This is a genomic window from Pseudomonas sp. B6001, assembly GCF_013386015.1.
Lineage (GTDB): Bacteria > Pseudomonadota > Gammaproteobacteria > Pseudomonadales > Pseudomonadaceae > Aquipseudomonas.
Window position 1 is genome coordinate 152,462 of record NZ_JACAOX010000011.1, and the last position, 13,604, is coordinate 166,065.

General features: G+C 60.5%; 15 protein-coding genes. 6 read left to right on the plus strand and 9 right to left on the minus strand.

Annotated features, from left to right (window positions below; all coding sequences use genetic code 11):
• Positions 1-3: 3 nt before the first annotated feature.
• Positions 4-159, minus strand: coding sequence for a hypothetical protein (locus HX821_RS31795; RefSeq protein WP_157222855.1), 156 nt, complete (start codon positions 157-159; stop codon positions 4-6).
• A gap of 39 nt (positions 160-198) precedes the next feature.
• Here HX821_RS31795 and HX821_RS13655 point away from each other — a divergent pair, with 39 nt between their 5' ends.
• Positions 199-1,323 (plus strand): GNAT family N-acetyltransferase, encoded by a 1,125-nt coding sequence (locus HX821_RS13655; RefSeq protein ID WP_177035902.1) that lies wholly within the window; start codon positions 199-201, stop codon positions 1,321-1,323.
• Positions 1,324-1,334: 11 nt separating this feature from the next.
• Here HX821_RS13655 and aqpZ read toward each other — a convergent pair whose 3' ends face one another.
• The 5 genes from aqpZ to HX821_RS13680 all read right to left on the minus strand — a co-directional run bounded on the left by aqpZ (position 1,335) and on the right by HX821_RS13680 (position 6,436).
• Entirely contained in the window at positions 1,335-2,033 is a 699-nt protein-coding gene (gene aqpZ / locus HX821_RS13660) for an aquaporin Z (protein WP_087692558.1), read from the minus strand.
• A 179-nt stretch (positions 2,034-2,212) separates the two neighbouring features.
• Entirely contained in the window at positions 2,213-4,045 is a 1,833-nt protein-coding gene (locus HX821_RS13665) for an ABC transporter ATP-binding protein (protein WP_102605387.1), read from the minus strand.
• Between the two features lie 83 nt (positions 4,046-4,128).
• Positions 4,129-4,692 carry a peptidylprolyl isomerase A gene (locus HX821_RS13670; RefSeq protein ID WP_003210708.1) on the minus strand — a complete coding sequence of 188 codons (564 nt, stop codon included), beginning with the start codon at positions 4,690-4,692 and terminating at the stop codon, positions 4,129-4,131.
• A 3-nt stretch (positions 4,693-4,695) separates the two neighbouring features.
• Entirely contained in the window at positions 4,696-5,499 is an 804-nt protein-coding gene (locus tag HX821_RS13675; protein WP_087692557.1) for an alpha/beta fold hydrolase, read from the minus strand.
• 13 nt (positions 5,500-5,512) lie between these two features.
• The gene (locus tag HX821_RS13680; RefSeq protein ID WP_003210710.1) at positions 5,513-6,436 is read right to left on the minus strand and encodes a LysR family transcriptional regulator; all 924 of its coding nucleotides are present in this window, start codon (positions 6,434-6,436) and stop codon (positions 5,513-5,515) included.
• A 49-nt stretch (positions 6,437-6,485) separates the two neighbouring features.
• Here HX821_RS13680 and HX821_RS13685 point away from each other — a divergent pair, with 49 nt between their 5' ends.
• The 3 genes from HX821_RS13685 (at position 6,486) to HX821_RS13695 (ending at position 8,636) form a co-directional block, all read left to right on the plus strand.
• The gene (locus HX821_RS13685; RefSeq protein WP_177035903.1) at positions 6,486-6,800 is read left to right on the plus strand and encodes a 3-phosphoglycerate kinase; all 315 of its coding nucleotides are present in this window, start codon (positions 6,486-6,488) and stop codon (positions 6,798-6,800) included.
• A 151-nt stretch (positions 6,801-6,951) separates the two neighbouring features.
• Positions 6,952-7,551 (plus strand): FMN-dependent NADH-azoreductase, encoded by a 600-nt coding sequence (locus HX821_RS13690; RefSeq protein WP_003210712.1) that lies wholly within the window; start codon positions 6,952-6,954, stop codon positions 7,549-7,551.
• A gap of 203 nt (positions 7,552-7,754) precedes the next feature.
• Complete coding sequence (locus tag HX821_RS13695) at positions 7,755-8,636, plus strand: carboxylate/amino acid/amine transporter (RefSeq protein WP_087692555.1); 882 nt, start codon at positions 7,755-7,757, stop codon at positions 8,634-8,636.
• Here the strand turns inward: HX821_RS13695 and HX821_RS13700 are convergent.
• Entirely contained in the window at positions 8,581-9,486 is a 906-nt protein-coding gene (locus tag HX821_RS13700; RefSeq protein WP_177035904.1) for a LysR family transcriptional regulator, read from the minus strand. The genes HX821_RS13695 and HX821_RS13700 overlap by 56 nt on opposite strands.
• A 153-nt stretch (positions 9,487-9,639) precedes the next feature.
• Between HX821_RS13700 and HX821_RS13705 the strand changes: the two genes are divergently transcribed.
• Positions 9,640-10,284 (plus strand): hydrolase, encoded by a 645-nt coding sequence (locus HX821_RS13705; RefSeq protein WP_177035905.1) that lies wholly within the window; start codon positions 9,640-9,642, stop codon positions 10,282-10,284.
• 50 nt (positions 10,285-10,334) lie between these two features.
• Here the strand turns inward: HX821_RS13705 and HX821_RS13710 are convergent, their stop codons facing one another.
• A complete protein-coding gene (locus HX821_RS13710) occupies positions 10,335-11,633 on the minus strand; it encodes a mechanosensitive ion channel family protein (protein ID WP_177035906.1) in 1,299 nt (432 codons plus the stop codon).
• A 193-nt stretch (positions 11,634-11,826) separates the two neighbouring features.
• Here HX821_RS13710 and HX821_RS13715 point away from each other — a divergent pair, with 193 nt between their 5' ends.
• Positions 11,827-13,173: a DEAD/DEAH box helicase gene (locus tag HX821_RS13715; RefSeq protein ID WP_063034035.1), complete on the plus strand. Its 1,347-nt coding sequence runs from the start codon at positions 11,827-11,829 to the stop codon at positions 13,171-13,173.
• 46 nt (positions 13,174-13,219) lie between these two features.
• On the opposite strand, the gene HX821_RS13720 is transcribed toward HX821_RS13715, so the two are convergent.
• Positions 13,220-13,495, minus strand: coding sequence for a hypothetical protein (locus HX821_RS13720; protein ID WP_102368338.1), 276 nt, complete (start codon positions 13,493-13,495; stop codon positions 13,220-13,222).
• Positions 13,496-13,604 lie beyond the last annotated feature (109 nt).

Below are 13,604 nucleotides of genomic sequence, written 5' to 3' on the forward strand. Positions count from 1 at the left end.
TCTTCATCCGTCAAAGCGCTCCTCATTTGGTTTGCCCCGCCGTTTGGCGGGGCTTTTTTTTGCGCCGTGTCCTGTAGGCGCGAGCTTGCTCGCGAAGAACCCGAGATCACCGCGTTCTGTCAGAATGGTCGCGTTGTCGTTAACGATCATCGCGAGCACGCTCGCTCCTACACAAAGCCGTGACCGTCGGGGAATGGGATGCCGTTACAACGTTTGAATAACCTGTCCGAGATTGCGCCCGATGAATGGAACGCGTTGGTCCCCGTCGATCAGCCGTTTCTGCGCCATGCGTTCCTCAGTGCCCTGGAAGACAGCGCCAGCATCGGCCCGCACTCCGGCTGGCAGCCCGAGCATTTGCTGCACTATGAAGGTGGACGGCTGATTGCCGCGTTGCCCAGCTATCGCAAATGGCATTCCTATGGCGAGTACGTGTTCGACCACGGTTGGGCCGATGCCTGCGAGCGGGCGGGCATTGACTACTACCCGAAATTGCTGACGGCCGTGCCCTTCAGCCCGGTCAGCGGCCCGCGCCTGTTGGCCGCCAGCGCCGAGGACGGTTTCGAATTGCTTAAAAGCCTGCCCGGTTACCTGGAAATCGAAGGCCTTTCCAGCGCCCATATCAACTTTACCGACGCCCTGGCGGACACCGCACTGGCCCGGCAGCCGGGTTGGCTGCAACGCCTGGGCTGCCAGTTTCATTGGCAAAACCGCGGCTACCGCGACTTCCAGGACTTTCTCGACGCGCTGAGTTCGCGCAAGCGCAAACAGATGCGCAAGGAGCGCGAGCAAGTGGCGGGGCAGGGCATCGAGTTCGAGTGGCTGCAAGGTCATGAGTTGAGCGAGGCGCAGTGGGATTTTGTCTACGCCTGTTACGCCAATACCTACGCCATACGCCGACAATCGCCGTACCTGACCCGGGCGTTTTTCAGTCTGCTGGCCGAGCGCATGCCCGAGGCGATTCGCGTGGTGCTGGCCAAGCAAGGCTCACGGCCGGTGGCCATGGCCTTCAGCCTGATCGGCGGCAACAGTTTTTATGGGCGTTACTGGGGCTGCCTGGCCGAGTTCGACCGGCTGCATTTCGAGACTTGCTTCTACCAAGGCATGGATTACGCGATTGCCCATGGCCTGCAGCGTTTCGACGCCGGCGCCCAGGGCGAGCACAAGCTGATTCGCGGGTTTGAGCCGGTGATCACGCACTCCTGGCATTACCTGCGACACCCGGGATTGAAGACCGCCGTGGCGGATTTCCTGGAGCGCGAAAGCGTGGGGATCCTGGCGTATGCCGAGGAGGCGAGGACAGCCCTGCCTTATCGGCAGGGCTGAACCTGTCTGGCTCAGGCGGTTTTTTCCGTGCCGAGCCATCGATAGGTAATGCCGCCGACCACTGCACCGAGGATCGGCGCCAGCCAGAACATCCACAACTGCTGGAGCGCCCAACCGCCGACAATCAGCGCCGGGCCGGTACTGCGGGCCGGGTTGACCGAGGTGTTGGTGACCGGGATCGAGATCAGGTGGATCAGCGTCAGCGCCAGGCCAATGGCAATGGGCGCGAAGCCCGTCGGCACACGACGGTCGGTGGCGCCGAGGATGATCAGCACGAACATGGCCGTCATCACCAACTCGCACACAAACCCCGCTGCCATCGAATAACCACCAGGCGAATGCTCGCCGTAGCCGTTGCTGGCCAGGCCCGAAGCCAGTTCGAACCCCGGCTTGCCGCTGGCTATGAAGTACAACAATGCAGCGGCAACGACGCCGCCGATTACCTGGGACACGATGTACGCCGGTAACTCCCTGGCCGGAAATCTTCCGCCCACTACCAGCCCCACCGACACTGCAGGGTTCAGGTGACAACCGCTGATGTGCCCGATGGCAAATGCCATGGTCAGCACCGTGAGCCCGAACGCCAGGGCCACACCGAGCACACCGATCCCGACCGGGGACGATGCGGCCAGTACCGCACTGCCGCAGCCACCCAACACCAGCCAAAACGTACCCAGTCCTTCCGTAACGGAACGTTTGAACAGTGACATGAACACATCCTTAATAGATTGCTCTATCTGATTAACGGGTCTGTGATGCATCCCTGCTGCCTTAAATCAGGGCCCTCCTGGGGCCTGATTGGAGTACAGCAGGATTGTGTCGCAAGACCAGCGGGATAGAGAAAACTGTCAGAATTGTTCGGAATTGAGGTCGCGGTTAACCAACGGAATCAGTCTATTCCGACGAAGCCACCGGTCTGGTGTTGCCACAATCGCGCATACAAACCGCCGTGTGCGAGCAATTCGGCATGGCTGCCGGTCTCGGCGATCTGGCCTTTTTCCAGCACCACCAGCCTGTCCATTCTGGCAATGGTGGAAAGCCGGTGGGCGATTGCGATTACCGTCTTGCCCTGCATCAGGGTTTCCAGGCTTTCCTGGATCGCCGCTTCGACTTCCGAATCCAGCGCGGAGGTGGCTTCGTCCATGATCAGGATCGGCGCGTCCTTGAGCAGTACCCGGGCGATGGCGATGCGCTGACGTTGCCCGCCGGAGAGTTTCACCCCACGTTCGCCGACGTGGGCGTCGAGGCCGGTGCGACCCTCGGCGTCCGACAGCAATGGGATGAACTCGTCGGCGCGGGCCTTGTGCACGGCGGCCCAAAGCTCTTCGTCGGTGGCGTCCGGCTTGCCATACAGCAAGTTGTCGCGGATCGAGCGGTGCAGCAGCGAGGTGTCCTGGGTGATCATGCCGATCTGTTCGCGCAGGGTTTCCTGGGCGACGTCGGCGATGTTCTGGCCGTCGATCAGGATACGGCCGCCTTGCAGGTCGTACAGGCGCAACAGCAGGTTGACCAAGGTGGATTTGCCCGCGCCGGACGGACCGATCAGGCCGATCTTTTCACCCGGTTCAATCGCCAGGTTCAAGCCGCTGATGATCCCGCTCTTCTTGCCGTAGTGGAAATCCACCTGATCGAACCGCACCTCGCCATGGGGCACTTCCAGGCGCGGGGCATTTTCCCGGTCGGTCACTGCCAGCGGCTGGGCGATGGTTTTCAGGCCGTCCTGGACCATGCCGATGTTTTCGAAAATGCCGTTGACCACCCACATGATCCAGCCGGACATGTTGACGATACGAATCACCAGGCCGGTGGCCAGGGCGATGGCGCCCACCGAAATCAGGGATTGGGTCCACAGCCACAGGGCAAGGCCGGTGGTGGTGACAATCAGCAGGCCGTTCATGGTGGTAATCACGATGTCCATGCTGGTCACGACGCGGCTGGCCAACTGGGTTTTCTCGGTCTGCTCGACGATCGCTTCCCTGGCGTAGTTCTGCTCGAAATTGGTATGAGCGAACAGCTTCAAGGTGGTGATGTTGGTGTAGCCGTCGACGATCCGCCCCATCAGTTTTGAGCGTGCCTCGGAGGAGATGACCGAGCGCTCCTTGACCCGTGGCACGAAGTACCGCAGGGCCAGGCTGTAGGCGACGATCCAGGTGATCAGCGGGATCATCAGGCGCCAGTCGGCTTCGGCGAACAGCACCAGGGCGCTGATGGCGTAGATCGCCACGTGCCAGATCGCGTCCACGGCGGCCACTGCGGAGTCGCGCAGGGAGTTGCCGGTTTGCATGATGCGCTGGGCAATGCGCCCGGCGAAATCGTTCTGGAAGAAGTTCAGGCTCTGTTTGAGCACATAGCTGTGGTTTTGCCAGCGGATCAGGCTGGTCATGCCGGGGCTGATGGTCTGGTGCACCAGCAGGTCATGCAGGGCGCCGAAGATCGGGCGCAACAGCAGGGCGACCACGGCCATCCAGATCAGCTCGGTGGCGTGGATCTGGAAGAAGTTGGCGGGCGGCGTGCCCTGGGCCAGGTCGATGATGCGGCTCAGGTAGCTGAACAGCGCCACTTCGATCAGCGCGCCGATCAGGCCCACCACCAGCAAGGCGGCAAAGCTTGGCCATACCTGGCGCAGGTAATAGACGTAGAAGGGCAGGACTTTGTCTGGAGGGGCCGCGCTGGGAGGTTCGCGGAAGATGTCGATCAGTTGTTCAAAACGACGATAGAGCATTAGGTCTGACGCCCGCGCGGCGGGCTCTCCTGTTCAAATGCGCGCGACGCCCTGCGGGCCCCGCGCGAAACTCCCTGTAGCCTTCAGTCGATGCGCTTGGCCGACTTGATCAGGACAGGATCGATTGGCACGTTCTGCATGCCCTGTTTGGTGGTGGTCTGCGAGTTGACGATGATGTCGACCACGTCCATGCCCTTGACCACTTTGGCGAACACCGCGTAACCGGCATCACGGCCCGGGTCGAGGAAGGCATTGTCCGCAACGTTGATGAAGAATTGGCTGGTGGCGGAGTTCGGGTCGTTGGTACGCGCCATCGACAGGGTGCCGCGCACGTTATGCAGGCCGTTGCTGGCTTCGTTCTTGATCGGTGCTTCGGTCGGCTTTTGCGACATTTGCTGGGTAAAACCACCGCCCTGCACCATGAAACCCGGGATTACCCGGTGAAAAATGGTGTTGGTATAGAAGCCCTTGTCGACATAGGCCAGGAAGTTCTTGGTACTGATCGGGGCCTTGACCGGGTCCAGTTCGATCTCGATGTCGCCATTGGTGGTGGTGATCAATACGTGGGGTGCCTTGGCGGGTTCGGCCGCCATCAGGTTGGCAGCGAACAGTACGGAACCGGCAAAGAAGGCGATTTTTTTCAGCATGGGTCAGTGATCCTGGGTTGTGGTTTCGACTGTCTTGAGAAAATCGAGCAGGGTGTTGTTGAAGCGTTCAGGTTGGTCCAGCGGCGTGGCATGGCGGGAATCCTCGATCACCACCAGCCGCGCATCGGGCAGCAGTTTTACATAGATTTCTTTCTGCGCCACGGGGGTGTAGTCGTGGTCGGCGCTGATGACCAGGGTTGGACAGGAGATTTTCGAAAGTTGTTCCTGTACGCCCCAGCCAACAATCGCATCGAAGCTGGCGAGGTAAGCACGTTTGTCGTTTTTTGCCCAGCGTTCGGCCATCTTGCGCCGCAGTTCGGCCTGTTCGGGCTTGGGAAACAGCAGGCTGCCCAGGGCCTTGCCGATAGTGTTCAGGCTGAGGATGCGCGCCAGGCTCCAGCGCTTGGCCCACTGCCAATAGTCGCTGGCGCTGCGAACCTTGACCTGGGGCGCACTGTTGACGATGCACAGGCTCTTGAGCATTTGCGGCTCATCCACTGCCAGTTGAAAGGCGATCATGCCGCCCATGGACAGGCCGACCACGTGGGCCGGCGGCAAATGCAGGTGTTCGATCAAGGCCACCAGGTCGGCGGTGAAGCCGGCGATGCTGTAGCGCTCACGGGGTTTGTCGGAGCGGCCGTGACCGCGCACATCCACCACCACCAGGCGATAGTGTTGGGACAGCACGGGCACTTGCAGTTCCCAGTCCAGGCAACTGGAGCCCAGGCCGTGGATCAGGATCAGCGGCGCGCCGTGGCCATATTCCTCGTAATGCAGGGTGCAACCTTCATGTTCGAAATAGGCCACGTGAACTCCTTGTTCAGGCTTGCTGCGGTGCGGCGAATGGCGCGTCCAGTGGTGCAGTGTCGAAGGTGCGCAGCAACTCGACGAGAATCTGCGTGGCCGGGCCCAGGGGTTTGTCCTTGTTCGAGTAAAGATAGAAGGTCGGGTTGCGGCTGCCACCCCGTTCCAGGGGCAGTAGCTTGAGAAGGCCTTCCTTGAGTTCGCGTTCGATCAGGTGTCGCGGCAGCCAGGCGAAGCCCAGGCCGCTGCTGACGAAGGTGGCGGCGGTGGGCAGGCTGCCGACGGTCCAGCGCTGCTCGGCGCCGAGCCAGCCGACGTCCCGTGGCTGCTGGCGGCCGGAGTCGCGGATCACCACCTGCATGTGGCTTTCCAGGTCCTGGAAGCTCAGTTCGCGGTGCAGTTGGTGCAGCGGATGTTCGGGGTGGGCCACGGCGACAAATTCGACGTCGCTCATTTCCGTACCGAGGTAACCGGGAATGATGAACCCGCTGATGGCGAGGTCGGCCATGCCGTCCATCAACAGCTCTTCGACGCCGGACAACACCTCTTCGCGCAAACGCACCCGGCAGCCACGGCTTTGCGGCATAAAGGCAGTGAGGGCGCGCACCAGGCGGGCGTTGGGGTAGGCCGCGTCGACCACCAGCCGCACCTCGGCTTCCCAGCCTTGTTCCATATGGTGGGCCAGGTCTTCCAGTTGGCTGGCGTTTTTCACCAGTTGCCGGGAGCGGCGCAGCAGCACTTCACCGGCTTCGGTGAGCACGGCCTTGCGCCCGTCAATGCGCAGCAGCGGCACGCCAAGCTGATCCTGCATGCGGGCCACGGTGTAGCTCACCGAGGATTGCGAGCGGTGCAGCGCTTCGGCCGCCTGGGCGAAGCCGCCATGGTCGACCACGGCTTGCAAGGTGCGCCATTGATCAAGGGTAACGCGGGGCGCTTTCAAGATGAGCTCCTCTTGTCCTAAGCTGGCGGTCCTTATTGGAGACTGCCGAATGAGAAAATTCTGTTGTGTGCTGCTGGCGTTGCTGCCGTTGAGTGCGTTTGCATTCAGTACCGATGTGACGAAAGACATTCAAGGCGTGAAGATCGATTACAGCGCGTCGGACGTCGACAGCACTATCAGTTCGATCCAACTCACCAACTACGGCCCCAATGACGCGGAGTGCAAGGTACGCTTTACCAATGGTCCGGAAGCCCCGCGTACGCGCAAGGTCACGGTCGCGGCAGGGAAAACCACCAACACCACGGCCAATTTCAGCCGTGCCATCATCAAGATGCGTATCCAGCTGACCTGCGCACCGAAATAAGGCAAAAGCGGAGCTTGCGTACAGCAATACTCCGCTTATAAACAAATTTCTAGATGGGTTATAGCAGTTTTTTACGCTTTTTAATCGAACGGACCCTGTCTAACCTTCACTCCATCGCCTTACAGCATTCACCGATGGAGCTTACATAATCATGGCCCGTGTTCTGATCATCGAAAGCAGTGCCCGTCAGCAGGATTCAATCTCCCGGCAGCTGACCCAACAATTCATCAGCCAATGGAAAGTCGCCCATCCGGCTGATCAGATCACCGTACGAGACCTCGCCATCAACCCGGTTCCGCACCTGGATGCCAATCTGTTGGGCGGCTGGATGAAACCTGCCGAGCAGCGCAGCACGGTTGAACAGGCCTCCCTGGACCGCTCCAACGAACTGACCGATGAGTTGCTGGCCGCCGATGTGTTGGTGATGGCCGCGCCGATGTACAACTTCGCGATTCCCAGCACCCTCAAAGCCTGGCTCGACCATGTGCTGCGTGCCGGTGTGACCTTCAAGTACACCGCCACCGGCCCCCAGGGCCTGCTGACCGACAAGCGCGCCTTTGTGCTGACCGCCCGCGGCGGCATTCACGCCGGTGGCAGCACCGACCACCAGGAACCGTACCTGCGTCAGGTCATGGGCTTTATCGGCATCCATGACGTCACGTTCATTCATGCCGAAGGGGTGAACCTGGGCGGTGATTTCCAGGAGAAGGGTTTGAACCAGGCCAAGGCGTTGTTGGCCCAAGTGGCGTGAGATGTTAATCGTCAGATAATCGCCCGCTGTTTAGATAGCTCCACGCAACCCTTCAAGTACGCGTATCGAACCTCCCTTTGCACTTTTTGCTCCTGAGTGCTCCCGCCCGACTGACGCTTTTAGCGAGGTCGGGTTTTTTTTGCCTTGAGTTTCGTAACGCGCGGAAAACCGCTAATGTCGCGCCCATTCAAAATGAGGCGAGCATGGGCTATCTACTTGTTGTGACGCTGATCCAGGCGTTTTCCTTCAGCTTGATCGGCGAATACCTGGCCGGTCACGTCGACAGTTATTTCGCGGTGCTGGTGCGTGTACTGTTGGCCGGGCTGGTGTTTATCCCGCTGACCCGCTGGCGCTCGGTGGAGCCGGCGTTCATGCGCGGCATGCTGTTGATCGGCGCACTGCAGTTCGGCGTGACCTACGTGTGCCTGTACCTGAGCTTTCGCGTACTGACTGTGCCGGAGGTGTTGCTGTTCACCATCCTGACACCGTTGCACGTGACCTTGATCGAAGACGCCCTGAACCGCCGCTTCAACCCGTGGGCGCTGGTGGCCGCACTGGTGGCGGTGGCGGGGGCAGCTGTGATTCGCTTCGACCAGATCACCCCGAACTTCTTCATGGGTTTCCTGCTACTGCAACTGGCCAACTTCACCTACGCCGCCGGGCAGGTGCTTTATAAGCATCTGGTGGCCCGTCATCCAAGTGATCTGCCGCATTACCGGCGCTTTGGCTACTTCTACCTCGGTGCGTTGGCGGTGGCGTTGCCGGCGTTCCTGATGTTCGGCAAGGCCAACTACCTGCCGGAAGCGCCGTTGCAATGGGGCGTGCTGGTATTCCTCGGGCTGGTCAGCACGGCACTGGGCATGTACTGGTGGAACAAGGGCGCTTGCCTGGTCAACGGTGGCACATTGGCGGTGATGAACAACCTGCATGTGCCGGTGGGGTTGTTGCTGAACTTGCTGATCTGGAATCAGCATGAACCGTTGGGCAGGTTGCTGCTGGGCGGGTTGGTGATTCTCGGGGCGGTGTGGATCAGCCGGCTGGGCCTGCGGTCGTCGGCGCCAATTGCGTCAGCAAAAAATCAATGAATGCGCGGGTCTTTTGCGGCACGCGTCGCGCTGACGAATAAACCGCATTGATGGTGATTGCCGGCGCCTGCCATTCGCAGAGCACCGGCACCAGGCGCCCGGCGCTCAGGGCGTCTTCGACGATAAAGTCCGGCAATAGCGCGATGCCCATCCCGGCCTCTGCCGCCTGGGCCAGCAGGTCGCCGTTGTTGGCGTGCAGAGGGCCGGTAACGTTGACCCGCTGGGTTTCCTGGCCCTTGCTCAATTGCAGGCTGACGCCGCTTTGCAGATACCCATAATTGAGGCATTGGTGGTGGCGCAGGTCTTGCGGGGTCTGCGGTATGCCCGCGCGTGCCAGGTAGGCTGGCGCAGCCACCATGATCCTTGGCGCAGGTGCCAACTGGCGGGCGATCATCGTTGAGTCGGGCATGCTGGCGATGCGGATGGTCACGTCGAACCCGCCGCGTACCGGGTCCACCTGCTGGTCACTGAGCACCAGTTGCAGTTCGATATGCGGATGCTGTTCATGGAACAGCGGAATCAACCGCCCCAGGCGATGCAGCCCGAACGACATCGGCGCATTGACCCGCAACACGCCCCGTAGCTCACCGATACCATCCCGGGCCCGCTGTTCGGCTTCGTCCAGGGCGGCCAGTACTTCACGCGCAGCTTCAAAATACTCGGCCCCGGCCTCCGTCAAATGCAGGCTGCGGGTGGTGCGCTGAAGCAGTTGCACGCCTATGGCTTCTTCCAGCGCCTGAATCTGTTTGCTGACTTTTGAGCGCGGTACGTCCATGGCTCGCGCGGCGGCCGCGAAGCCGTTCTCGCCGACCGTGACGACAAACGCCCGCATGCATTCGATACGATCCATGATTGTCCCTTTTTTAGAATCAATGATTCTCGATTTTAGGTAATTGTCTCGATTTTATCCATCCCATAAAGTTACTTCCAAGCCGCCAGCCAAGCTTCACAGCGGCGCTGAACGCACCCCTTACCGAATCGAAACCATTAAAAGGAAGTCACCATGTCTATTCGCGAATTGCTCAACCCAGCCAACTCCACCCTGATCCTGATCGACCACCAGCCGCAGATGGCCTTTGGCGTGCAGTCGATCGATCGCCAGACCCTGAAGAACAACACGGTGGCGCTGGCCAAGGCGGCGAAGATCTTCAACGTGCCGACCATCCTGACCTCGGTTGAGACCAAGAGCTTCAGCGGCTACATCTGGCCGGAACTGCTGGACGTGTTCCCGGACCAGCAGCCGATCGAGCGCACCTCGATGAACTCCTGGGAAGACAAGGCGCTGGTGGCCGCGGTGAAGGCCACCGGGCGCAAGAAGCTGATCATGGCGGCCCTGTGGACCGAGGTGTGCCTGAACTTCCCGGCCCTGGAAGCCCTGGCCGAAGGCTACGAGGTGTACATCGTCACCGACGCCTCCGGCGGCACCAGCAAAGAAGCGCATGACATGTCGGTGCAGCGGATGATTCAGGCGGGCGCGGTACCGGTCACCTGGCAGCGAGTGCTGTTGGAATACCAGCGTGACTGGGCTCACAAGGAAACCTACGACGCGGTGATGGGCCTGGTACAGGAGCACAGCGGCGCTTACGGCATGGGCGTGGATTACGCCTACACCATGGTTCACGGCGCGCCGCAGCGTCAGGTCAAGTAAGGTCCAACGCAAAAAAAACGGCACAACTCGGGTTGTGCCGTTTTTTGTTGTTACATCACTGCCTTTTCCGCCGGGGGCAGGTGACTGGCCCCCAGCACCGCCGGCAATATCCCCGCCCGCAAGTCACCGCCGCTGGGCTGCTGGTACAGGCTCAAACCAAATTCCGGCAGCACCGCCAGCAGGTAGTCGAAGATATCGCCCTGGATCCGCTCGTAGTCGGCCCACGCGGTGGTGCGGGTGAAGCAGTAGATCTCCAGCGGAATGCCCTGGGCGGTGGTCTGCATCTGCCGCACCATGCAAGTCATGTTCGGCTGGATCTCCGGATGGCTTTTCAGATAGGCCAAGGCATACGCGCGGAAGGTGCCGATATTGGTCATGCGTCGGCGGTTGGCGGACATCGCCGCGACATTGCCCTGGGCTTCGTTCCAGGCCTTGAGCTCGGCCTTCTTGCGGCTCATGTAGTCGGTCAGCAGGTGTACCTGGGTGAGCTTCAGCTCTTCGTCGTCGCGGATGAAACGCACGCCGCTGGCGTCGATATACAGGCTGCGCTTGATCCGCCGGCCACCGGAGGCCTGCATGCCGCGCCAGTTCTTGAACGACTCGGACATCAGGCGCCAGGTGGGAATCGAGACGATGGTCTTGTCGAAGTTCTGCACTTTGACGGTGTGCAGGGTGATGTCGACCACGTCACCGTCGGCGCCGACCTGGGGCATTTCGATCCAGTCGCCGACCCGCAGCATGTCGTTGCTGGTCAGTTGCACACTGGCGACGAACGACAGCAGGGTGTCCTTGTAGACCAACAGAATCACCGCCGACATTGCACCCAGACCGGAAAGCAGCAGCAGTGGCGAGCGGTCGATCAACGTGGCGACGATGATGATTGCGCCAAACACGAACAGCACCATCTTCGCCAACTGCACATAGCCCTTGATCGAGCGGGTGCGGGCGTGTTCGGTGCGGGCATAGATGTCCAGCAGGGCGTTGAGCAGTGCACTGATCGCCAGCACCATGAACAGAATGGTGAACGCCAGGGCGACATTGCCGATGAACAGGGTGGCGGTCTTGCTCAGGTCCGGCACCAGGTACAGGCCGAACTGGATCACCAGTGACGGCGTCATCTGTGCCAGGCGATGGAAGACTTTGTTGTGCCGCAGGTCATTGAGCCAGTGCAGCGCGGGTTGCCGGCCCAGCAGCTTGACGGCGTGCAGGATGAGGTAGCGGGCCACTCGTCCGAGCAGCAATGCCACTACCAGCAACACCATCAGCGCGAGGCTGGAATGCAGCAGCGGGTGTTCGTCGAGGGTGCCCCAAAGGTCTTTGACGTTGAGCCAGAGCTGTTTGATATCCATGGGTAAACGCGATTCTTCTGTAAGACGTGACGGGCCGATTAGAGCATTTAAGTACGTCAAAGTTGTGGTTGTGGACAAATCCCCTGACAAAAAAGCGCCTGATTAACCCAGTTCGCGTAAAGAAACTCGGCCTCGGCGCCCGAAACCGTTACCCTATGCAGCTGTTTTTTTGTATTTCTTCGAGGTAGCACCCGTGTTTTCCCAATTCGCCCTGCACGAACGCCTGCTCAAAGCCGTGGCCGAGCTTAAATTTGTCGAGCCAACGCCTGTGCAAGCAGCGGCCATCCCGCTCGCGCTCGAAGGGCGTGACCTGCGGGTGACGGCTCAAACCGGGAGTGGCAAGACTGCCGCTTTCGTCCTGCCGATTCTTAACCGTCTGATCGGCCCGGCGAAAGTCCGTGTCAGCATCAAGACCCTGATCCTGCTGCCGACCCGCGAACTGGCCCAGCAGACCTTGAAGGAAGTGGAGCGCTTCTCGCAGTTCACTTTCATCAAGTCCGGCCTGATCACCGGCGGCGAAGACTTCAAGGTCCAGGCCGCCATGCTGCGCAAGGTGCCGGACATCCTGATCGGCACCCCGGGCCGGATGATCGAACAACTGAACGCCGGCAACCTGGACCTCAAGGAAGTTGAAGTCCTGGTGCTCGACGAAGCCGACCGCATGCTCGACATGGGCTTTGCCGACGACGTGCAGCGCCTGGTGCAAGAGTGCGTCAACCGCCAGCAGACCATGCTGTTCTCGGCCACCACCGGTGGTTCGACCCTGCGCGACATGGTCGCCAAGGTCCTGAACAACCCTGAGCACCTGCAGGTCAACAACGTCAGCGACCTGAACTCGACCACCCGTCAGCAGATCATCACTGCTGACCACAACGTGCACAAAGAGCAGATCCTCAACTGGTTGCTTGCCAACGAGACCTATCAGAAGGCTATCGTGTTCACCAACACCCGGGCCATGGCCGACCGCATCTACGGTCGCCTGGTGGCTCAGGAGTACAAGGCGTTCGTCCTGCACGGTGAGAAAGACCAGAAGGACCGCAAGCTGGCCATCGACCGCCTCAAGCAAGGCGGCGTGAAGATCCTGGTCGCCACCGACGTTGCCGCCCGCGGCCTGGACGTGGATGGCCTGGACATGGTGATCAACTTTGATATGCCCCGCAGCGGCGACGAATACGTGCACCGTATCGGTCGTACCGGGCGTGCCGGCAACGATGGCCTGGCGATCTCGCTGATCTGCCATGGCGACTGGAACCTGATGTCGAGCATCGAGCGCTACTTGAAGCAGTCGTTCGAGCGCCGCACCATCAAGGAAGTCAAAGGCACCTACGGCGGGCCGAAGAAGGTCAAGGCATCGGGCAAGGCCGTTGGCGTGAAGAAGAAAAAGGTCGACGCCAAGGGCGACAAGAAGAAGGCCGGTGCCAAGTCGCCGACCAAGCGCAAGATTGCCAACCGTCCAAAGACCGACAACCTGTCGTTGGTCAGCAAGGACGGCATGGCGCCTCTGAAGCGCCGCAAGCCGGAAGCACCGGCTGCCGAGTAAGGCTTGAGCCATAAAAAAACCGGACAATGTCCGGTTTTTTTTCGCCTCAGTTTTTAGTTTTGTCGGTCGCCTCATTGAGTTCCGTGAGGCGCTGGTCGATCAGTTGGCACTTGTCGGGCAGGTCTGCGCTGGCGGTTTCCAGCTTCATGTTCTGCAGTTCTTCGTTGATCTCCTTGGCCTTCTCTGGATTCTGTTGGGTGAGCTCGGTCACCTTCTTGGCCAGTTGCTCACGTTTGGCGGTGGCTTCTTCCGGCGTGCAGGCCCAGGCGGGCAGGGCGGCAAGCAGCGTGGCGGCGACGGCCATATTCAGCAGGGTTTTCATGATTCGGACCTCCATGGCGGTGATGAACGGTTGAGGGCCGTGAGCACTGAAAAGTTCAGCGAAATCGCGTCCGTCCGCTAGGCTGAACGGACGACGGGTCCGGCATGTC

What these genes read in the sequence shown, in the direction of transcription:
- HX821_RS13655 (WP_177035902.1), top strand. Translation starts at nt 199, where the DNA reads ATGCCGTTACAACGTTTGAATAACCTGTCCGAGATTGCGCCCGATGAA.
- aqpZ (WP_087692558.1), bottom strand. Translation starts at nt 2,033, where the DNA reads ATGTCACTGTTCAAACGTTCCGTTACGGAAGGACTGGGTACGTTTTGG.
- HX821_RS13665 (WP_102605387.1), bottom strand. Translation starts at nt 4,045, where the DNA reads ATGCTCTATCGTCGTTTTGAACAACTGATCGACATCTTCCGCGAACCT.
- HX821_RS13670 (WP_003210708.1), bottom strand. Translation starts at nt 4,692, where the DNA reads ATGCTGAAAAAAATCGCCTTCTTTGCCGGTTCCGTACTGTTCGCTGCC.
- HX821_RS13685 (WP_177035903.1), top strand. Translation starts at nt 6,486, where the DNA reads ATGAGAAAATTCTGTTGTGTGCTGCTGGCGTTGCTGCCGTTGAGTGCG.
- HX821_RS13690 (WP_003210712.1), top strand. Translation starts at nt 6,952, where the DNA reads ATGGCCCGTGTTCTGATCATCGAAAGCAGTGCCCGTCAGCAGGATTCA.
- HX821_RS13695 (WP_087692555.1), top strand. Translation starts at nt 7,755, where the DNA reads ATGGGCTATCTACTTGTTGTGACGCTGATCCAGGCGTTTTCCTTCAGC.
- HX821_RS13700 (WP_177035904.1), bottom strand. Translation starts at nt 9,486, where the DNA reads ATGGATCGTATCGAATGCATGCGGGCGTTTGTCGTCACGGTCGGCGAG.
- HX821_RS13705 (WP_177035905.1), top strand. Translation starts at nt 9,640, where the DNA reads ATGTCTATTCGCGAATTGCTCAACCCAGCCAACTCCACCCTGATCCTG.
- HX821_RS13710 (WP_177035906.1), bottom strand. Translation starts at nt 11,633, where the DNA reads ATGGATATCAAACAGCTCTGGCTCAACGTCAAAGACCTTTGGGGCACC.
- HX821_RS13720 (WP_102368338.1), bottom strand. Translation starts at nt 13,495, where the DNA reads ATGAAAACCCTGCTGAATATGGCCGTCGCCGCCACGCTGCTTGCCGCC.